Source organism: Haloarcula pelagica, assembly GCF_030127105.1.
GTDB classification, from domain to species: domain Archaea; phylum Halobacteriota; class Halobacteria; order Halobacteriales; family Haloarculaceae; genus Haloarcula; species Haloarcula pelagica.
Map to the genome: position 1 here is coordinate 2,966,519 of NZ_CP126161.1, position 19,471 is coordinate 2,985,989.

Below are 19,471 nucleotides of genomic sequence, written 5' to 3' on the forward strand. Positions count from 1 at the left end.
TCCGCTATCGATGTACAACTACGTACTCCGACGCATCGGGTTTATGACGGTGACGCTGTTCCTCGTGACGCTCATCGCGTTCGCGGTCACCAACATCCTCCCGGGCAACGTCGCACTGGTCATCCTGGGGCCGAACGCGAACGCGGAGTCGATCCAGGCGCTCGAAGCACAGCTCGGGCTCAACCGACCGCTGTACGTCCAGTACTTCGACTGGGTTGTCGGGCTCTTACAGGGGGACATGGGCGAGTCGCTCCGGTTCGGTGACCCCGTCGTGGGCCTCATCGCCGAACGGCTCCCCCGTTCGCTCCTGCTCGCGGTCAGCGCGACGCTGGTCGCGGTCGCGCTCTCGATTCCTCTGGGCGTCTACGCCGCGGTCAACCAGAACGAGGCCCCGGACGTGACCGCGTCGATGTTCGCCTTCGTCGGTATCTCGCTCCCCATCTTCCTCTGGGGGCTCGTGTTCATCCTGATCTTTGCGGTGTGGTTGAACCTGTTCCCGACGAGCGGCTACGTCGCGCCGACCGAGGACCCGGTGGGGGCGCTCCAACGGCTCGTCCTCCCCGCCGGTGCGATGGGTTTTGCGCTCACCGCCTACATCATGCGGATGACGCGCTCGTCGATGCTCGAAGTCCTCAGCGAGGAGTACATCAACCTCGCGCGGGCCAAGGGGATGAGCCAGCGGGTCGTCGTGCTCAGACACGCGCTCCGGAACGCGGTCATCCCGGTCATCACCGTCATCGCGTTCCAGTTCAGCTACGCCTTCGGCGGGGTCATCGTACTGGAGGAGGTGTTCCTCTGGCCGGGGATCGGCCGGCTGACCCTCACCGCGATCCAGAGCCGTGACATCCCGCTCATCCAGGGGTGTATCATCGTCGTCGCCGTGATCTACATGCTGTCGAACTTCGCGGCGGACCTGCTGTACGCCTACTTCGATCCGCGGATCCGGTACGGAGGTGACAGCTGATGGCCGCCGAACAACCCACCGAGGGGGCGGTCGACGGCCGTTTCACGCTCTCGGACTCACAGCGCGAACGCATCCGTTCGTTCGCCAGACAGTTCCGGCGGAACACCAAGGCGATGATCGGCCTCACGATCGTCCTGTCGCTGTTCCTCGTGGCGGCGTTCGCACCGTTTATCGCCCCCTACGGCATGAACGAGACGAACATCCAGGACCGGACGCAGGGACCGTCGCTCGAACACCCCTTCGGGACCGACGATCTGGGCCGTGACATCTTCAGCCGCGTCGTGCTGGGGAGTCGGATCTCGCTGTACGTCGGCCTCGGGTCGATCACGGCGGCGCTCGCGGTCGGTGCGATCACCGGCGTCGTCGCTGGCTACGCCGGTGGCCTCCTCGACGAGATACTGATGCGGGTGATGGACGCCGCGATGGCGTTTCCCCCGGTGTTGCTGGCACTGACGCTGCTGGTCGTGCTCGGCCCGGAGCTCCGCAACGTCATCATCGCGCTGGCGTTCGTCTACACGCCGTACATCGCCCGCGTCTCGCGGAGCGCGGCGCTCTCGGAACGCAACGAGGCGTACGTCGAATCGGCGGTCGCCCGCGGCGAGAGCAGCAGTCGGATCGTCTTCAGCGAGGTGTTCCCCAACTGTATGGCGCCGATCCTGGTGCAGGGCTCGCTGAACGTCTCCTTTGCGATCCTCGCGGAGGCGAGCCTCTCGTTCCTCGGGCTGGGCGCGCAACCGCCCCGCCCGTCGTGGGGCCTGATGATCGACACCGGCCGCGGCTTCATGCAGACCGCGCCGTGGATGTTGCTCTTCCCCGCGCTGGCCATCGGCATCGCCGTCGTCGGGTTCAACATGCTCGGTGACGGCCTGCGTGATGTCCTCGACCCAAAGGTGGAGGCGATCGAATGACCGCCGACGAACCGCTGCTCGACGTGCGGGACCTCCGCACCGAGTTCCGGACGGAGTCGGGGTCGATCGTCGCAAGCAACGACGTGTCGTTCTCGCTGGACCGCGGCGAGACGCTCGGTATCGTCGGCGAGTCCGGCGCGGGCAAGTCCGTCACGGCGCGGTCGATCATGCGCCTGATCGACTCCCCCGGGGAGATCACCGGCGGTCAAGTCGTCTTCGACGGCGAGGACCTGCTCGAAAAGACCGAGGGGGAGATGCGGGACGTGCGCGGGAACCGGATCGCGATGATCCCCCAGGACCCGATGTCCGCGCTGAACCCCGTGATGACCGTCGGCGAGCAGATCGTCGAGACGGTCCGGCGCCACCAGAACGTCTCGAAGTCCGAGGCCCGTCGCATCGCCTTCGAGTCGATGGAGGACGTTGGAATCCCGGACGCGGACGAGCGCATCGACGACTACCCACACGAGTTCTCCGGCGGGATGCGCCAGCGCGTCCTCGTGGCCATCGGGTTCTCCTGCGAACCGGACCTCATCATCGCGGACGAACCGACGACCGCGCTCGACGTGACGACACAGGCGAAGATCCTCGACCTGCTCAACGACCTCCAGGCGCGGGAGAACACGGCGGTGTTGATGATCACGCACAACCTCGGGGTCGTCGCACAGACCTGTGACGATGTCGGCGTCATGTACGCTGGCAACCTCGTCGAGACGGCGGCGCTCGACGACCTGTTCGAGCGGCCGAGACACCCCTACACGCGGGCACTCATCGACTCCATCCCGGAAGTCGAGAGCGAGTACGACGACCTGCCGACGCTCGCCGGGTCCATGCCGGACCTCGCGGACCTGCCGACCGGCTGTAACTTCGCGCCCCGGTGTCCACACGCGACCGAGGCGTGTCGGACCGGCAGCGACCCGTCGCTGGAGGCGGTCGGCGAGGGCTCCTCGCGGGCCGCGTGTCTCCACGCCGCCGACCTCGACCTCTCGGAGAGTGCGGCGGCGCCGACCGGCCACGGCCGGAGTGAGATCGACCGGTCCGGCGAGCCGCTGTTCGAGGTCCGGAACCTGAAAAAGCACTTCAGCGCCGGCGAGGGGTTCCTCGGCAACGTCCGACTCGTCCGGGACGGCGGTGGCCTCCCGACGATCGAACGCCGGTACGTCAAGGCCGTCGACGGCGTCAGCTTCGAGATCTACCCCGGGGAGACCGTCGGTCTCGTCGGCGAGTCCGGCTGCGGGAAGTCGACCGTCGCCCGGACCGTGTTGCGCCTGCTCGAACCGACCGAGGGCGAGGTGTACTTCGAGGGCGAGTCGATCACCGACCTGGGGTCCGGCGAGATCCGCAGTCTGCGCCGGGAGATGCAGATCATCTTCCAGGACCCACACAGCTCGCTGAACCCGAGAAAACCCGTCGGGCGGATCATCGGCCGCGCGATGGAGCGCCACGACATCGCGACCGGCGAGGAGAAACACGAGCGGGTCAGGGACCTGCTCGAACGGGTCGGCCTCTCCGGTGACGCGGCGGAGAAGTACCCCCACGAGTTCTCGGGCGGTCAGCAACAGCGTGTGGCCATCGCCCACGCGCTCGCCGTCGAACCGAAGCTCATCGTCTGTGACGAGCCGGTGTCGGCGCTGGACGTGAGCGTGCAGGCCCAGATCCTCAACCTCCTCAACGAGATCCAGGCCGAGGAGAACATCTCGTACCTGTTCATCTCCCACAACATCGGCGTCGTCCGGCACATCTGTGACCGCGTGGCCGTGATGTACCTCGGCAAGATCGCCGAGTTCGGCCGTATCGGGGACGTGTTCTCGGCGCCGTTCCACCCCTACACCGAGAGCCTCCTCTCGGCGGTCCCACACGCCAACCCGAACCGGAAGACCGACCGGATCCTGCTGGAAGGGAGCGTCCCCAGCCCGATCGACCCGCCGTCGGGCTGTCCGTTCCAGACCCGCTGCCCGAAGAAGATCGGCGATGTCTGTGAACAGGATGTTCCGGCACTGGAGGCCGTCGACGGCTCGGACCACCGGATCTCCTGTCACCTCTCGACCGAGGAGATGAGCGAACGCGACTCGTTCATCGGCGTGAACCGGGAGCCGAACCCGACGGAGTCGGACTGAGGCCGACCGCGTCGGGCTTTCGCTCTTGATCCGTCGCTCTCAGTACTTGATGCCGAAATCAAGCAGTTCCTCGGGGTAGTCCTCGAACAGGTCGTCGGTCTCGGCTTCGATCCGTGCTTTCGCCTCGCGGGCCTCCACGAGAAGGGTCCGGAGATCCGCGACGGGCGTCTCCGAGAGGTCGACCCGGAGGTTGTGGTAGAACGCGGGCTCGGGCGCGTGGACGAGGATCGCCGCGCTCATCTCGCCGCGGTCGTCGCCGCCGGCGGCCACACCGGCTTCCAGCGCCGAGACGAGCCGTTCGGGCACGTCGCCGTCCGTGTCGAGGTACGCGTCGGCGACGGCGTCGACGACGCCGGGGCCCGTGAGGAGGTTCCCGGTGACGGTGTACCGTTCGCCGGTCCGGTGGCCGGCCCACCCGCTGCAGTTCTCGCCGGTGAAGGCGAACTCGCTCTCGGCGCCGACGCCGTGGACCTGCCGATAGTCGGCGTGGTCGTCGGCCGCCAGCAGCGCCTCGAACGCGTCGTCGATCCGCTCGCCGGTGTCGGCACGCGCGACGGCGTCGCGGCCGTGTTCCGTCTTCGTGAACGCCTGTGTTACCGCCGCTCCGTGGCTGCTCACGTACGGACACGTCGCGCCGACCGCGACGGTCCCCGTCGTCACCGCAGCGCCGAAGGTGTCGGTCTCGGGATCACGGGCGGCTATCGAGAACGTTCCGGGCGTGTGTCGCATACTGTCTCTTTGCCCGGCTGTCGGTGTATATCTTCCCGTCCCGCCGGATTCCGACGCCTCGGCGAGGTGACGGGAGACTCGCGGATGTGCCAAAAACAGTACTAGAAAACACGTCTTAAACTCATATACCAAAAAGCTCGTTCGAAAAATCCGCTACTGTTGCTCGTTCCCGGAGACACTACTACATATCGTTTATATAAAAGCATAAAACCGAAATACGCTGGTAGATGTGGTGTATGTAGAACCTTCTGGCCAGCACTCTCTCCGCCGTCTCGGGTACCGTGCACGGCTGCGTGGTCCGGTCGTCTCTTGGAGTCCCCAGCGACGCCGACGTTTATGATGGGTGCCACGCAATGCCGTCTATGGTGTCTGTCCTCGCGATCGATATCGGCGGGTCGACGATTAGGGGTGCCAGAGCGACCGAGTCCGGCCTCGAAGAGGAACCGTGGGCGTTCACCACCGACACGATCGATTCCGCGGAGACGCTCGTCGACCGACTCGACGAGGCGTACGACGACATCGACGCGATCGGTGTCGCCGCCGCCGCGGTCGTCGATCGACAGACAAACGAACTACTGGATGTCACGAACTGGTCCGGGTGGGACCTGACGCCGCTCGCGGACACGTTCTCCGTGCCACTCGCCGTCGAGAACGACGCCGACGCGAGCGCACTCGGGCTGAAGCGGTACGGCGACGTGGGGCCGTCCGTCGACCTCGCGTACCTGACGATAAGCACCGGGATCGGCGTCGGTATCCTCCGGAACGGGGACCTCGTTCCCGGCGCCGAGGCCGGCTTCGTGAACATCAACTGGGACGGTGACCTCCGGTACTCGGATGTCAACGACCCGTGGGAGGCGTACGCGGCCGGGAAACAGCTCCCGAAGCGCGTCCGGGAGTGGCTCGCCGACGACGACCGGGAGACGGCCCTCACCGGTACCGAGGACGCGAAGGAGTTCTTTCAGGCTGTGTACGCTGGCGACCACGTCGCTCGTGACTACTACACCCGGATCAAACGGATCAACGCCGCTGGGATCGGCACGATCGCGAACCTGTTCTCGACGGATCTCGTCAAGGTCGGCGGTGGCGTGGCCCGTAACAACCCGGACCTGGTCGACTACGACGACGACCCCAACGCGCTCGAACCGGTCGATCTCGGCGACTACTGCATGCTGTCGCCGCCGACGATCGAACTGACCTCGTTTGGCGTCGACCTCGAACTCTACGGCGCCGCCGCCGCGGCGATCGAACGCCTCCAGTCGTAGAGTCGCCTTGCCGACACGCGTCTCCACAGCCAGCGACCGGCCACCGAACCTGGGGCCGTGTCGTTCCATGCAGTCGATCGAGCACCTCGATGTCCGGGATGACGCCCAACGTGTTGGGCAAATGCTGACTGCCACAGCGGCCAACGGTCAGGTATGAAACGCCGAGACGCCGTTCCGATCGAGCGACCGACAGACGACACCGCCCTGACGCGCGGGTTCTATCTGTTCGTCCTCCTGCCGACAGTCCTGGGAGTCACACACCACGTCGACCACGTGATCCGTGGCAACCACGTCGGGTGGCCGATCACGCCCGAGGTGAACCCGTTCACCTACAGCCTGGCGATCTATCCGCTGCTCGCGATCAGCCTCTTCCTGACCGTGACCCGCCGTGTCGACGCGCGGTACTGGGCCGGTTTCTTCGCGTTCAGTGCGGGCATGCTGGCGTACTTCCACGTCAGTCCGTGGGCCGTCGAACCGCCACAGGACGTGATGGTCCCCTACGCGAACCCGCTGATCGGCTACCTCGCGTTCGGGATCGTGCTCGCGCTCATCGGGTCGGTCGTCGTCGGCTCGCTCTACGGATTCGTCCTGTGGCGTCGCGGCGCCGCTCCGGACGGCCGGTAGCTACACCAGTGGGGGCACGCTTTTGCTCGCTCGATGCGATTCGGGGTACGATGACCCTGTGGAGACCGACTCGTTCGCACCGGGGGCGAGCGACGTGATCCGCGCTCGGTTCCGGATGGCGTTGTCACCCGACCTCTGGATCCACGAGGTGTCGACGGCGTTTCCCGACGCGACGCTCCGGTTGCTCACCGGCGTCCCGGTCGACGACCGCGCGCTCGAACTCGGGGAGGTCCGCGCGGCCGATGCCACGGCGGTCGCCGAGGCGATCCGGACACACCGGGACGTGTCCGCCTACGAGACGGTGTACGCCGACACTCGGCGGGTGATCGGCCGGTACGAGGCCGACGAGAAGGGGCTCTACGAATTCCTCTGGGACTCCTCGCTCCCGCCCGAGTTCCCCATCCTCGTCGAAGACGGGGAGATGGAGTTCGACCTGACCGCGACCCGCGAGCAGTTCGAGGCCTTCGGTGCCACCCTCGACGAGCGGGGCCGTCCGTACGACCTGCTGTCGCTCGTCCACACTACCGACCGGGAGACGCTGCTGACCGACCGGCAACGGGAGTGTCTGACCGTCGCCCACCGCCAGGGCTACTTCGACGTGCCCCGGGCGTGCACACTGGCGGAAGTCGCCGACACACTGGGCGTCGACACGTCGACGGCGAGCGAGACGATCCGGCGGGCGGTCGACCGCGTCGTCGGTCGGTTTCTCCTGGACTCCGAGTGATCCTGCCCTGGACCGTGCCGGTTATGCCCGCCGCGGTCCAGAACCCGGTGTGACAGAGTGGCCACCGGTCGACCCCGCCGACGCGACGGCGGTCGCCGACAGACGTGACGAACTGCTCGCGGCGGTCCGGGACCACGCCGGGCGCGTCGCCTACCAACTGGCGCGACTGGAGGGCGGCGACTACGGCCAGGCGACGGTCGAGACCGACCGCGGCGAGTGGACGGTCAAGTACGAGGGCGGCGATCTGGAGTACCTCCGGTTCGACCCCGGCCGGGGCCAGGAGGTGTACGTCGTCTCGACGAAACACCCCCCAGACCCCGAGGCGCTGGCCGACGCGATGACCGACTACGACGCCTTCGTCGCCGGGTTCAACGACTACGTCGCGTCGCTGGACGGCGTGCTCGACGACGTATCGACCGACTTTCCGGCCGTCGAGACGACCGACGGCGTCGTCGCCCAGCGGGACCGCGTCCTCGACCGGGTTCGTGAGGTGTGTGACCGTATCGCCGGGGAACTCCACCGCTACGAGGGCGGCGACTACGGGACGTTCACGACCCGGGTCGAGGGCACGCGCTGGGAACTCAAGTGGGAGGAGTCACGGGCGTCGTACCTCCGTGTCGGCGGCACCGGCGGGCTCTATCTCCTCTCACAGTACGAACAGCCCTCGGCGGCCGATATCCGCGAGTACGCGCCCCGGTTTCGGGGGTTCGTCGACGCCTACAACGACCACGTCGACGACCTGGAGGCGGAGCTGGGTACCGTCGAACTGTGACCTGCTCCCGGGCGGGAACGCCGTCGCTCCGGAACGAGTCTGATCGTGAGAAGTCAGGTGAGAAGCGTCGCGATTGCGACGACTGGAACCTGCTTACGCGCGGACGACGTTCGTCGCGCGCGGGCCCTTCGGGGCGTCCTCGATGTCGAATTCGATGTCCGTCCCCTCTTCGAGGTCCGAGCCGCCGACATCCTCCATGTGGAAGAAGACATCATCGTCCGCGTCCTCAGTATCGATGAAACCGTAACCGCCGTCGTTGTGGAAGAAATCCACAGTACCGTTTACCATTACGAACGATACTTCACGACACCTATTGATAAGCGGTTCGATGTTCGTCTACCAAACCCGGTTCTGGATGGACGAATATCCATTCCGGGTCAGGAAGGATCAAAACGGGGGGGCAGTTCGGCCGCGTCTCGGGCATCTCGGTTCGGGAACAGGCACGACTCGGCCGATCGGTGACGGTTCCGGAACTTCTCCCCCCGTCCGCGGATGACCAGGGTTATCCGTCGCCGGGTCCCCCACCGAACGTGGATTCTCACGAGGTCCGGCGACAGTGGGCAGACCGCTCGGGCGAGTACTCGCCGACGTACTACGCCCACTACGGGTCGGACGCGACGAGTGAACTGGTCCGTTCGTTGCTGGAGCGCCACGTCGAGCGCGACGCGAGCGTCCTCGAAGTCGGCTGTAACGCCGGCCGACACCTGGCGGAACTGGCCGACGCCGGCTTCGCCGACCTCACCGGCATCGACCTCAACGCCGACGCGCTGGATCTGCTGGCCGAGACCTACCCCGACCTGGCGGCCGACGGGACCTTCCACGCTGTCTCGATCGAGGAGTTCGTCACCGACATCGACGACGACGCCTTCGACGTGGTCTTCTCGGTCGAGACGCTCCAGCACCTCCACCCCGACTCGGCGTGGGTGTTCGACGACCTGGCGCGGATCACCGGCGACCTGCTCGTGACCGTCGAGAACGAGAGCGGCGAGGCCGGGACGGTCAACTACGTCGACGACGACCTGCCGCTGTACTACCGGGACTGGAACGAAGTGTTCACCGATCGGGGGCTGACCGAAATCGAGTCGACGGCCGGGAAGCGCGATACCGTGCGGGTATTTCGCCCGTCGGAGTGAGCGGGCTTACCGGAGCAGCCGATTCTCGGTATAGAGCGGTCATACCGCGGGGCAGTTTAGCTCGCGAACAGCCGCCGCTCCGCGCGTTCGTGTTCGGCGGCGAGCACGTCGACCAGCGGTGCGAACGGGGCCATCTCCTCGATGTCGGTATCGGCGCTGTCCTCGACGACCGCGACCATCTCCGACCGGAGGTCGTCGAGGACCCGCTGGGCGTCGGTGTGGCCCAGCGAGAGCAACCGCTGGGCCGCTCCCAGCAGGCCAGTGACGAAGCCGTGACAGCACAGCAGACAGGCCGTCCGCTCGTCGACGCCAGCCAGCGCGGTCGTCACGCCCAGTACGACCGCGTAGTTCCCGGGCGTCTCGTCGGCGTCGGCGCGGGCCGCGTACCGCTCCAGCAGGCCGTCCTCGTCAGTCCGGAGGTCACGCTGGAGCGAGAGCAGCCGGTCGCCCGACTGCTGGGCGCTTTCTCGGAACTCCGCGGACAGCGTCACCGCGCGCAGCCGGCGGTCGGCCTCGCAGGCCGCGTCGAGGTCGCCCGCCAGCGTGGCGGCGTGTGCGGCCCGCAGCGCGACCAGTTCGGCTGGCCCGACCTGCCGACGGAGGTAGGTCGAAAGCAGCGCCCGGAGGTCATCGGCGCCGTCGATCCGGTCGTCCTGGGCGAACTGTTCGAGGCCGTAGGAGACGGTGTAGGTCCCGACCGGCAGGAACGAGTCGGCGAGGCGGAACGCGCTGAGGGTGGCGTCGTCGCTCACGGCTCTCCCCCTCCGGGGTCGTCGATGGTGTGGACGCCGTGGCTGTGTCGGTGATCGTGGTCCTCGTGTCCGTGGTCGTGGTCCGCGTGGTCGTGGGCACCCCCGTGTTCGTGATCCGCCGGCGAACCGGCGTCGTCGAACAGCGTCGGCGGAACGGCCTCGTAGCGGTGGTCGACAGCCGCCGGGAGTTCGCTCTCGACGACGGCGTCCATCCGCTCGCGACTGTCCGGGACCGGGAAGAGCGCCTCGCCGTCCCGGAGAGCCAGATCCCAGTGGCGGTTACCCAGCGCGTGACCCAGTTCCAGGGCGGCCGTCGGCGTGAGCCCGCTCCCGTCGAGGTCGAGCACCAGCGCGTCGATCCGGGCCAGTTCCACGACGACGAGGGTCCCGTCGTCGGCTTCGAGCACGTCGCCGTCGCCCAGGTCTTGTGGGACGACGACCCCCAGGTCGCGGCCGTCGTCGGTCTCGGTCCGGACCCGCGAGCGCCGTCGGTCGGTGTCCGAGAGGACGACGGTCACGGGGTCGGTAGCCGGCGCTGTCAGCCGTTTCTCGACGGCCGGGTCCGCTCGGTGGCCGACGTAGCTGTCGGCGAGACGCATCAGTACTTCCTCCCGATGGGGGCCGGCGCGCCGAGCAGTTCCCGACGCGCGTGGTCCCAGGCCGCTCGGAGCGTCGCCGTCACCGTCTCCGCGCGGTGGCCCAGCGCACGCACCGACACGCCGGCGTCGTTCGGGAGCGCGCTCGCGCCGGCCCGGGCATCGCAGTCCGTGACGACCTCGTGGACGGCGTCGCTCAGCCCGTCGGTGTCACGGTCGGGTGCGACGACGAAGGCGGTCCCGTAGACGGCGAACTCCCCGAGCAGCCCGGGCGCCGTCGGATCGTCCTCCTCGGGCGCCAGATGCGTGGTGTCGGCAAACAGCAGACCGTCGGGGCCGTGTGCCTCGACGGTCGAGCGGTACCGCTCGAAGGCGAACCGCTCGCCACGGGCGAGTCGGCCCGGCACCACCACGTCGCTGAGAACGGCCGTCGCGTCCGCTGCGAGGTCCAGACGGAGGTCCTGGCAGTACCGCGCGTTCTCGTGGAGGATGGTCGGCTCCGGGACGTAATCCAGGTGGCCGCCAGCCTCGACGGAGAGGTCCGTGTCGGCGGCCGCGTAGTTACACTCCATGGACTGGACTTTCGTCGAACTCTGCGTGGAGACGTTGGCGACGGCGTCCTCGCGGACGGTCACCGTGATGTCGTGGCGGTCGCCCTGTGCGACCCCGCCGGTCGGCGACTGGACGAACACCGTCTCGGCGTCTGGGTGGGGGTCGTGTCCCAGCGTCCCGGAGATGTGGAACGGGACCGTCGCGTAGTCTTCGACCAGTGCGGTCCCGCCCGCTGTGTCGGCGAAGGTCAGTTCGAGGACGCCGTCCTTTCCCGGCGCGCCGACGGCGGCCTGGGGAACCGGTTCGGCGGCGTACTCGGCGAACGAGGGGTGGGGAGCGTCGGTCTCCTGGGTCGTCTCACCGTCGGCGGCCATCAGGCGAACAGCACCCCTTCGTCGATGTGGGCCATCACCTCGTCGACGCCCTCGCCGGCCTTACAGTTCGTGAACACTGTCGGCCCCTCCCTGACCTCGTGGGCGTCCCGTTCGAGCACGTCCACGTCGACGCCGACGTGGGGTGCGAGGTCGGTCTTGTTGATCACGAGCAGGTCACAGTCGACGACGCCGGGGCCGCGCTTGCGGGGGATGTCCTCGCCCTCGGCCACGGAGATGACGTACAGCGAGAAGTCCGCGAGTTCGGGGTTGAACGTCGCCGCGAGGTTGTCGCCGCCGCTCTCGACGACCACGATGTCCAACTCGGGGTGGTCGGCGAGGAAGGCGTCGATTTGCTGGAGGTTCATCGACGGGTCCTCGCGGATGCCCGTGTGCGGGCAGGCGCCGGTCTCGACGCCGGCGACGAGGTCTTCCGGGACCACGTCGGCGAACCGCTCGCGCAGTCGGTCGGCGTCCTCCTGCGTGAGGATGTCGTTGGCGATGACGCCGACATCCAGGCCCGCCTCGCGGAGCATCGGGACCAGTTCCGACAGCAGCGCGGTCTTGCCCGACCCGACGGGGCCGCCGACGCCGACGGTCGCCACGTCGCGGTGTGTCTTGCTCATGTGTCCTCGCTCTCGTCGCCGTCCTGGTCCGCGGTCCCGACGCTGTCCGACCGGATGGGGTCGTGGACGGTCACGAGCTTGGTTCCGTCGGGGAAGACGGGTTCGACCTGGATCATCGGGATCATCTCGGGGACGCCGTCCATCACGTCCTCGCGACCCAGTAGCTGGGACGCACCGGCGCGGATCTCCGCGACGGACTGCCCGTCGCGACCCCGTTCGATACACCAGTCGCTGATGTAGGCGACGGCCTCGGGGTGGTTCAGCGGGACGCCCCGTTCCTTGCGGCGTCGCGCGACCTCTGCGGCGGTGAAGACGGTGAGTCGTTCTTGCTCTTTGGCTGTGAGTTTCATAGCAGGTACCGCTGTGCGAGTGGCAGTTCGGAGGACGGTTCACAGGTGACGTTCTCGCCGTCGACCTCGACCTCGAATGTCTCGGGGTCGACCTCGATGTCGTCCGGACAGTAGTCGTTGTACACCATGTCGCCTTTCCCGGGCGTGCGAGCGCCCTCGATGGGGACGACCTCCGAGTCCAGGCCGTACTCCTCGCCGACGCCGCGTTCGGCAGCGGCCGGCGAGACGAAGGACAGCGAGAGGGCGTGTTTGGCCTTGCCGACGGCGCCGGCCCGTTCGCGCTGGAGGATCGGCTCACAGGTCATCAAGGAGCCGTTGGCCTCGCCCATCTCGGAGTGGACCGGGAAGCCGCCCTTGAACGTCATCGCCGGCTTCACCCCGAAGAAGGCGGGGTCCCACAGGCAGATGTCGGCGATCTTCCCGGGTTCGAGCGTCCCGACGTACTGGTCGATCCCGGCCGAGATGGCCGGGTTGATCGTGTACTTCGAGATGTAGCGTTTGATCCGGAAGTTGTCCGCCCCGGTGCCCTCGTCCTCGGGGAGGGGACCGCGCTGGGACTTCATCTTCGAGGCGGTCTGCCAGGTCCGCGAGACGACCTCGGCCATCCGGCCCATCGCCTGGGAGTCGGAGGTCATCATCGAGATGGCGCCCATGTCGTGGAGCACGTCCTCGGCGGCGATGGTCTCGGCCCGCACGCGGGACTCGGCGAAAGCCACGTCCTCGGGCACGTCCGGGTTGAGGTGGTGACAGACCATCACCATGTCCAGGTGCTCGTCGAACGTGTTGTCGGTGTAGGGCATCGAGGGGTTCGTCGACGAGGGGAGCATGTTGGGCTGGCCGACCATCTCCATGATGTCCGGCGCGTGGCCCCCGCCTGCGCCCTCGATGTGGAACAGGTGCATCGTCCGGCCGTCGACGGCGCTGAACGTGTTCTCGACGAAACCGGCCTCGTTGAGCGTGTCCGTGTGCATACAGACCTGCACGTCTTCCTCCTCGGCGACATCGAGCGCGGTGTCGATGGCCCGGGGCATCGACCCCCAGTCCTCGTGGAGTTTCAGCGCACAGGCGCCGGCCTCGACCTGTTCACGGAGCGGCCCGGGATCGGAGGCATTTCCCTTCCCGTAGAAGCCGACGTTGACCGGCCAGGCCTCGGCGGCCTGGAGGAACCGTTTGATGTTCTCCGGGCCGGTCGTACAGGTCGTCGCACCGCCGCCGTAGCCCCCGCCCAGCATCGTCGTGATACCCGACGACAGCGCGTGTTCGTGCAACTGCGCGGAGTTCCAGTGGATGTGGATGTCCAGGCCGCCGGTGGTGGCGATCTTCCCCTCCGCGGGGTAGGCGTCCGTCGACGGGCCGACGACCATGTCGACGCCGTCCATCGTGTCCGGGTTGCCGGCCTTGCCGATGCCGGCGATCTCGCCGTTCCGGATGCCGATGTCGCCCGCGACGATCCCCAGTTTCGGATCGATGATCGTCGCGTTCGTGATGACCCAGTCCAGCGCGCCCTCCTCCTGGGTGACGCCGGGAGCCTGTCCGAGGCCGTCCCGCAGGGTCTTCCCGCCGCCGAACACCGCCTCGTCGCCGTGAGTTCGGAGGTCCTCTTCGACCTCCGCAAACAGTTCGGTGTCGCCCAGACGGACCTTGTCGCCCTCGGTCGGGCCGTACAACTCGGCGTAGTTGTCCCGCTCGATGTCGCGTGTCATTCCTGGTCCTCCACGCCGTCCCCGGCCGTGTCGTCTTCGGCGCCGGTATCACCGAACCCGGCGGCCCGCAGCCGCTCCAGCGCTTCGCCCGGGTCGGCGTCGACGCTCCCGTCGACCATCCCGTTCATGCCGCGAGCGGCGCGTTTCCCGCCGATGGCGACGAGTTCGACGGTCTGCTCGTCGCCCGGCTCGAACCGGACGGCGGTGCCGGCGGGGATGTTCAGCCGCATCCCGAAGGCCGCCTCGCGGTCGAACGCCAGGGCCGCGTTGGCCTCGAAGAAGTGGAAGTGCGAACCCACCTGGACCGGCCGGTCGCCCGTGTTGCCCACGGTCACCTCGGCGGTCTCCCGTCCCTCGTTCAGTGTCACGGTGCCCTCGCCGGGGACGACCTCCCCGGGGACGAACTCCTCAGACACGGTCGATCACACCTGTGACCCCGTTCGATTGGGTGCCAGACATATACGCACGTCTTTCGACACACCGGATAAACCGGTTCCTGTCGGCGCAATTAGCGCCTCTCTGTCGGATAAATCTCGAAATACGACGATTATGAGCGGAATAACTGCTGTTGTTCAATTTCGGGGCGGCTCAGTCTGTCCCGTCGAGACGGTCGGCTGCTTCTGCGACGGTCAACGGGGGCTCGCCTGCCCGCCCCTCGAACAGTCTGACGACCTGTGGGGGGCGGAGCGAACAGGCCGATAGCAACGCCGTGTCGGTCAGGATTTCGCGCGTGGGGCCGGTGGCCGCGACCTCCCCGGCGGCGTCGACGAGGATCACGCGGTCGGCGACGTGGGGGACGAGTTCGGTGTCGGGCGTCGAGACGACGAGGGTCGCCCCGTCGGCGACGAGTTCGTCGAAGAGGTCCAGGATCGTCGCCCGGTTCGCGGCGTCGACGTTGCTCAGTGGCTCGTCGAGCAACAGCACCTCCGGTTCGACGGTGAGTGCACTGGCGAGGGCCGCGCGTCGCTGCTGGCCTCCGCTCAGGCGAAAGGGCGGCTTCGACAGCAGTCCGTCCAGTTCCAGTCTCTCGGCGACTCGTTCGACACGACGGTCGACTTCGGCCGCGCTGCGGTCCTGCTGGGCCGGGCCGTAGGCCAGATCCTCGCGGACCGTCGGGTTGAACAGGTACTCGGCGGGGTTCTGCGTGAGGACGCTCAGCCGGTCACGCACCGCGTCTGCGTCGGTCGTCTCCTCGAAGTACCGGACCGTCCCCGCGTCGGGCTCGACGAGGCCACCCAGCAGGCTCAACAGCGTCGACTTGCCGGCGCCGTTGGGGCCGAGCACCGCGACCCGTTCGCCGCGCTCGACGGTCACGTCCACGCCGTCGACGGCCAGCGTCCCGTCCGGGTAGGCGTACCGGAGCCCGCTGGCCGAGAGGACGGTCACGCGAGGACCACCCCGGTGACGGTCGCCGCGACCACAGCGCCGAACGCGGCGTCGGCGAGCCCCAGCGGTGCCCGCGGCCGGGCGGGGGTCACACCGGTCCCGCCCCGTGCGCGTGCCGCTCGCTCGACGCGCTCGCCGCGTTCGAGGCTGCGAAGCAGGAAGGTCCCGAGGAAGTTCCCGGAGTCGCGCCAGCTCCGCTGGATCTCCGGGTCCGCGACTGTCCGGCCGCGCCGCGCCCGCACCATCCGTCCCAGTTCCGCGAAGAACAACAGGAGATACCGATAGGTGATCGCCAGGAGCGTCACGGCGATCGTCGGCGCGCGAAGCCGGCGCAGCGCCGACAACAGCGCCGAGAACCGCGTCGTCAACAGCAACACGGTCAGAAAGCCCACACAGGCGGCGACCCGGACGGTGAACGTGACGACGTACTCGACGCCCGCTGCCGACAACGGAAGCGGCGTCCACGGGAGGGACGGGCCGCCCATCAGGAGCATCTGCGGGCCGACGACGACGAACGCGACGGCAGGGGGTCCCGTCACCCGACCCAGGAACGCCCGAGCGGGGACCCGCGAGAGGGCCGCCAGCGCGGCCGCCAGCCCCGCCAGTGCCAGGACCGTCGAAAGCTCCCGCTGGACGACGGTCGTGACGAGCAACGCCAGGACGCCCAGCAGCTTCACCGACGGCGCGACGGCCTGGAGGAACCCCCGACGGTTCGGGGCGTCCTCGGCGAGCAGGACCCATCGTGCGTGGGCGGCGACGGCGGCGAGGGTCCGGTCGAGCAGGTCAGCCCGCATCTGTCTCGGCCCCGAGCAGCCGGCCGATCGCCAGCGCGACCACGAGCGTCAGTCCGGTGCCGACGACGGCCGAGACGAAGGTCCCGGCGGCACCGCCCAGCCCCGGAACCGCGTAGTCCGGCAACGGCGCGGTCGCCACCGGCTCGGCGTCGTCGGTCGCGCCCGTCACCTCGGCGGCGTTCTCCAGCGGTTCGGCGTACCCGACGGCGCCGGCCGCCCAGCCGAACACCGGGGCCAACAGCGTCAGCGCGAGCAGGACCGCGAACGCTTTCGGGAGCCACTCAGGCATCCGGGGTCACCTCGGTGACGCCGGCAGGACGGAGGTCGGGCCGGGCGCGGGCGAGATAACGGTAGACGACGGCGGTGATCGCTCCTTCGACCAGCCCTAACAGGAGGTGGCCCACACCCATGATCGCCAGCGTCGTCAGGAGCTGGTACTGGAACGCCGAGGAGAGCCCGAGTTGGAGGGCGGCCGTGAGCGCACCGGCAGTGATCCCGAGCCATCCGGCCGCGAAGGCCGCCCGGAACTCCCCGTAGGGGGCGACCAGTCGATAGACGGCGTAGCCGACGTACACCTCGACGATGGCCATGTTGAAGACGTTCGCACCCAACACTACCAGTCCGCCGTCCCCGAAGACGAGGGCCTGGATAGCCACGACCGTCGCGACACAGAGCGCGCCCAGGTGCGGGCCGAGCAAGATTGCGGCGAACGCCCCGCCGACGAAGTGGGCGCTCGTGCCGCCGGGGATCGGCCAGTTGAGCATCTGTGCGGCGAACACGCCGGCGGCGACGACACCCAGCAGCGGCGCACGCTGTTGGGAGATGTCACCACCGACCCGCCTGGCGGCGAGACTCAGCACCCCGGCGCTGAGCACACCGAACAGCAACGCGAGCGGCAGATCGATGTAGCCGTCGGGAATGTGCATACTCTCCGCTTCCGTCGAGCCCGGCAATAATACTTCGCCATCGCGCAGTATTATCGGTACCGAGTGGGTAGCCATATATCGGCCATCCACGTACGGGCGGACATGAGCGACGAGTTCGACCGGATCAGTCTCACGCTGCCGTCGTCGATGGTCGACCGGCTCGACGGGATCGTCGACGACTGGGAGTACCCCAGTCGGTCGGCCGCCGTCCGTGACTCGCTCCGTGACTTCTTCGGGACCTACGAGTGGGAGTCCGACGGTGACCAGCACCACCACGGGACGATCGTCGTCGTCCACGACCACCACGCGGCCGGCATCGCGGACGAACTCCAGACGATCCAACACGAGATGGCCGACGCGATCACGTCGGTCCAGCATATCCACCTCTCACACGACACCTGTATGGAGACCCTCGTCGTCGAGGGCGGGGGGAGCGATATCACTGCGCTGGCCAACCGTCTCCGCTCGGTCACCGGCGTCCAGCAAGTCAAGGTCGTCGTCGTCGACGAGTAGCCGCGGCCGCCGACGAGTAGCTGCGGTCGTCGACGAGTAGCCGCGGCCGCCGACGAGTAACCGCGGCCGCCGACGGGTCGTCGCGCCGGTTTCCAGCAGATACTGCCGGCGCTCTTTTCGGCAGCCGATCTTCCTGTGTACTTTTCGTATTCTGCGTAGATATTGTGCAAACATCCGAGAATATCGAACAGTGTTTTCATATCCTTATACACAACCCGCGTTCTCAAGGAGAGTATAAGATTCGATCAGTAACCCTTATTTACTTCCTGTGGATGTCCAACGATGTGAACCAAATGATGGACGGACGTGCTTATTTGGGCGGAAAGGCGCTCAATACGTTCAGTAGTAGCGTGTATAAGGTCGAAGATGATGACGGATTCACGGAGGTGGACGCATGAGCGATCGGCTGGTCAGTCGCCGTGGGTTCCTCGGTTCCTCGGCCGTCCTGGCCGGGACTGCACTCGCCGGCTGTTCCGGTGGGTCGGCCTCCGGTGACGACACGATCAAACTCGGCGTCCTCGAAGACCGTTCGGGTAACTTCGCGCTCGTCGGGGACCCGAAACACAAGGCGTCGCTGCTGGCGATCGAGGAGATCAACGAGAACGGCGGGATCGACGGCCAGCAGATCGAGGTGTTCGACCCGGACCCGCAGTCGGACAATCAGCGCTACCAGGAGCTCACTCGGCGGATGATCAACCAGAACAACGTCGACGCCCTGTGGGCCGGCTACTCCTCGGCCACCCGCGAGGCCATCCGCCCGATCATCGACCGTGAGGACCAGCTGTACTTCTACACCACCCAGTACGAGGGCGGTGTCTGTGACAAGAACGTCTTCGCCGTCGGACCGACCGCTCGCCAGCAACTCGGGAGCGTCCTCCCCTACCCCGTCGAGGAGTACGGCTCGGACATCTACACCATCGCCGCCGACTACAACTTCGGCCAGCTCTCGGCGGACTGGGTGAAGGTCCTGGCGGACGAGAACAACGCGAACGTCATCGGCGAGGAGTTCATCCCCCTGTCGAACTCCCAGTTCGGGTCGACGATCAACCGCATCCAGGAGGCCGACCCGGACTTCGTGATGTCGATGCTGGTCGGCGCGAACCACACCTCCTTCTACGAGCAGAAGGCCTCGGCCGGGCTGGAGGTGCCGATCGGCACCTCGACGGCGATGGCCCAGGGGTACGAACACCGCCGACTGGACCCGCCCGCGATGGCCAACATCTACGCCGGCGTCAACTACATGGAGGAGATCCCGACCCAGCGCAACACCGAGGAGGGCGGCTTCGTCGACCGCTACTACGAGAAGTTCCCCGACGCCCCCTACCTCAACGAGGAGGCCGAGAACAACTACTTCTCGATCTACATGTACAAGCAGGCCGTCGAACAGGCCGGCACGACCGAGCAGGAGGAAGTCAAGGCCGCCTTGGAGTCGGGCATCACGTTCGGCGCGCCCGAAGCACCCGGCGACGAGGAGATCGCCCTCGACGGCGCGACCCACCACGTCGACCACCACATGTGGGTCATGCGGGCCGACGAGGAGCACAACGTCGAGGCCGTCGACGACCGCGTCATCCCCGAGACGTTCCTCTCGGAGACGGTCGGCTGTGATCTCACGCAGGAAGACGAGGAGACCCAGTACACCCCCCAGGACTTCTACGAGGAGGCCGGGTAG

The 19,471-nt window shown here is 67.4% G+C and carries 23 protein-coding genes; 10 read left to right on the forward strand and 13 right to left on the reverse strand.

Annotated elements, in window-relative coordinates; all coding sequences use genetic code 11:
- Positions 1-10 precede the first annotated feature (10 nt).
- The 3 genes from P1L40_RS15730 to P1L40_RS15740 are packed head-to-tail and all read left to right on the forward strand — an operon-like array spanning position 11 to position 3,986.
- A complete protein-coding gene (locus P1L40_RS15730; protein ID WP_284008389.1) occupies positions 11-964 on the forward strand; it encodes an ABC transporter permease in 954 nt (317 codons plus the stop codon).
- On the forward strand, positions 964-1,872 hold the full coding sequence (locus tag P1L40_RS15735) for an ABC transporter permease (RefSeq protein WP_284008392.1): 909 nt from the start codon (positions 964-966) through the stop codon (positions 1,870-1,872). Before P1L40_RS15730 ends, P1L40_RS15735 begins: the two co-directional genes overlap by 1 nt.
- Positions 1,869-3,986, forward strand: coding sequence for an ABC transporter ATP-binding protein (locus tag P1L40_RS15740; protein WP_284008394.1), 2,118 nt, complete (start codon positions 1,869-1,871; stop codon positions 3,984-3,986). The genes P1L40_RS15735 and P1L40_RS15740 overlap by 4 nt, the downstream gene beginning before the upstream one ends.
- A 39-nt stretch (positions 3,987-4,025) precedes the next feature.
- On the opposite strand, the gene P1L40_RS15745 is transcribed toward P1L40_RS15740, so the two are convergent.
- Positions 4,026-4,715 (reverse strand): DUF1028 domain-containing protein, encoded by a 690-nt coding sequence (locus tag P1L40_RS15745; protein ID WP_284008396.1) that lies wholly within the window; start codon positions 4,713-4,715, stop codon positions 4,026-4,028.
- Between the two features lie 362 nt (positions 4,716-5,077).
- Between P1L40_RS15745 and P1L40_RS15750 the strand changes: the two genes are divergently transcribed.
- From P1L40_RS15750 to P1L40_RS15765, 4 genes are all read left to right on the forward strand, one after another.
- On the forward strand, positions 5,078-5,977 hold the full coding sequence (locus P1L40_RS15750; protein WP_284008398.1) for an ROK family protein: 900 nt from the start codon (positions 5,078-5,080) through the stop codon (positions 5,975-5,977).
- 153 nt (positions 5,978-6,130) lie between these two features.
- Positions 6,131-6,601, forward strand: a complete 471-nt coding sequence (locus P1L40_RS15755) for a hypothetical protein (protein ID WP_284008399.1) — start codon at positions 6,131-6,133, stop codon at positions 6,599-6,601.
- Positions 6,602-6,659: 58 nt separating this feature from the next.
- On the forward strand, positions 6,660-7,325 hold the full coding sequence (locus P1L40_RS15760; RefSeq protein ID WP_284008401.1) for a helix-turn-helix domain-containing protein: 666 nt from the start codon (positions 6,660-6,662) through the stop codon (positions 7,323-7,325).
- Between the two features lie 49 nt (positions 7,326-7,374).
- Positions 7,375-8,097, forward strand: coding sequence for a profilin-fold protein (locus tag P1L40_RS15765; protein WP_284008402.1), 723 nt, complete (start codon positions 7,375-7,377; stop codon positions 8,095-8,097).
- 93 nt (positions 8,098-8,190) lie between these two features.
- On the opposite strand, the gene P1L40_RS15770 is transcribed toward P1L40_RS15765, so the two are convergent.
- The gene (locus tag P1L40_RS15770; protein WP_284008403.1) at positions 8,191-8,385 is read right to left on the reverse strand and encodes a cold-shock protein; all 195 of its coding nucleotides are present in this window, start codon (positions 8,383-8,385) and stop codon (positions 8,191-8,193) included.
- A gap of 242 nt (positions 8,386-8,627) precedes the next feature.
- Here P1L40_RS15770 and P1L40_RS15775 point away from each other — a divergent pair, with 242 nt between their 5' ends.
- Entirely contained in the window at positions 8,628-9,230 is a 603-nt protein-coding gene (locus tag P1L40_RS15775; RefSeq protein WP_284008404.1) for a class I SAM-dependent methyltransferase, read from the forward strand.
- Positions 9,231-9,286: 56 nt separating this feature from the next.
- On the opposite strand, the gene P1L40_RS15780 is transcribed toward P1L40_RS15775, so the two are convergent.
- The 11 genes from P1L40_RS15780 to P1L40_RS15830 form a co-directional block, all read right to left on the reverse strand.
- On the reverse strand, positions 9,287-9,982 hold the full coding sequence (locus P1L40_RS15780; RefSeq protein WP_284008405.1) for an urease accessory protein UreF: 696 nt from the start codon (positions 9,980-9,982) through the stop codon (positions 9,287-9,289).
- Positions 9,979-10,581 (reverse strand): urease accessory protein UreE, encoded by a 603-nt coding sequence (locus P1L40_RS15785; RefSeq protein WP_284008407.1) that lies wholly within the window; start codon positions 10,579-10,581, stop codon positions 9,979-9,981. Before P1L40_RS15785 ends, P1L40_RS15780 begins: the two co-directional genes overlap by 4 nt.
- Positions 10,581-11,504, reverse strand: a complete 924-nt coding sequence (gene ureD / locus P1L40_RS15790) for an urease accessory protein UreD (protein WP_284008408.1) — start codon at positions 11,502-11,504, stop codon at positions 10,581-10,583. The genes P1L40_RS15785 and ureD overlap by 1 nt, the downstream gene beginning before the upstream one ends.
- Positions 11,504-12,127 carry an urease accessory protein UreG gene (gene ureG / locus P1L40_RS15795; RefSeq protein WP_284008410.1) on the reverse strand — a complete coding sequence of 208 codons (624 nt, stop codon included), beginning with the start codon at positions 12,125-12,127 and terminating at the stop codon, positions 11,504-11,506. The genes ureD and ureG overlap by 1 nt, the downstream gene beginning before the upstream one ends.
- Entirely contained in the window at positions 12,124-12,477 is a 354-nt protein-coding gene (locus P1L40_RS15800; protein ID WP_284008411.1) for an urease subunit gamma, read from the reverse strand. Before P1L40_RS15800 ends, ureG begins: the two co-directional genes overlap by 4 nt.
- Positions 12,474-14,180: an urease subunit alpha gene (ureC, locus tag P1L40_RS15805; protein WP_284008412.1), complete on the reverse strand. Its 1,707-nt coding sequence runs from the start codon at positions 14,178-14,180 to the stop codon at positions 12,474-12,476. The genes P1L40_RS15800 and ureC overlap by 4 nt, the downstream gene beginning before the upstream one ends.
- Entirely contained in the window at positions 14,177-14,596 is a 420-nt protein-coding gene (locus P1L40_RS15810) for an urease subunit beta (protein WP_284008414.1), read from the reverse strand. Before P1L40_RS15810 ends, ureC begins: the two co-directional genes overlap by 4 nt.
- A gap of 172 nt (positions 14,597-14,768) precedes the next feature.
- Positions 14,769-15,566 carry an energy-coupling factor ABC transporter ATP-binding protein gene (locus P1L40_RS15815; protein WP_284008415.1) on the reverse strand — a complete coding sequence of 266 codons (798 nt, stop codon included), beginning with the start codon at positions 15,564-15,566 and terminating at the stop codon, positions 14,769-14,771.
- Positions 15,563-16,360 carry a cobalt ECF transporter T component CbiQ gene (gene cbiQ / locus P1L40_RS15820; RefSeq protein ID WP_284008417.1) on the reverse strand — a complete coding sequence of 266 codons (798 nt, stop codon included), beginning with the start codon at positions 16,358-16,360 and terminating at the stop codon, positions 15,563-15,565. Before cbiQ ends, P1L40_RS15815 begins: the two co-directional genes overlap by 4 nt.
- A complete protein-coding gene (locus tag P1L40_RS15825; RefSeq protein WP_284008418.1) occupies positions 16,350-16,649 on the reverse strand; it encodes a PDGLE domain-containing protein in 300 nt (99 codons plus the stop codon). The genes cbiQ and P1L40_RS15825 overlap by 11 nt, the downstream gene beginning before the upstream one ends.
- Entirely contained in the window at positions 16,642-17,286 is a 645-nt protein-coding gene (locus tag P1L40_RS15830; RefSeq protein WP_284008420.1) for an energy-coupling factor ABC transporter permease, read from the reverse strand. Before P1L40_RS15830 ends, P1L40_RS15825 begins: the two co-directional genes overlap by 8 nt.
- 102 nt (positions 17,287-17,388) lie before the next feature.
- On the opposite strand from P1L40_RS15830, the gene nikR reads away from it, so the two are divergent.
- The gene (gene nikR, locus P1L40_RS15835) at positions 17,389-17,799 is read left to right on the forward strand and encodes a nickel-responsive transcriptional regulator NikR (protein ID WP_284008422.1); all 411 of its coding nucleotides are present in this window, start codon (positions 17,389-17,391) and stop codon (positions 17,797-17,799) included.
- A 394-nt stretch (positions 17,800-18,193) separates the two neighbouring features.
- Positions 18,194-19,471 carry an urea ABC transporter substrate-binding protein gene (locus tag P1L40_RS15840; protein ID WP_284008423.1) on the forward strand — a complete coding sequence of 426 codons (1,278 nt, stop codon included), beginning with the start codon at positions 18,194-18,196 and terminating at the stop codon, positions 19,469-19,471.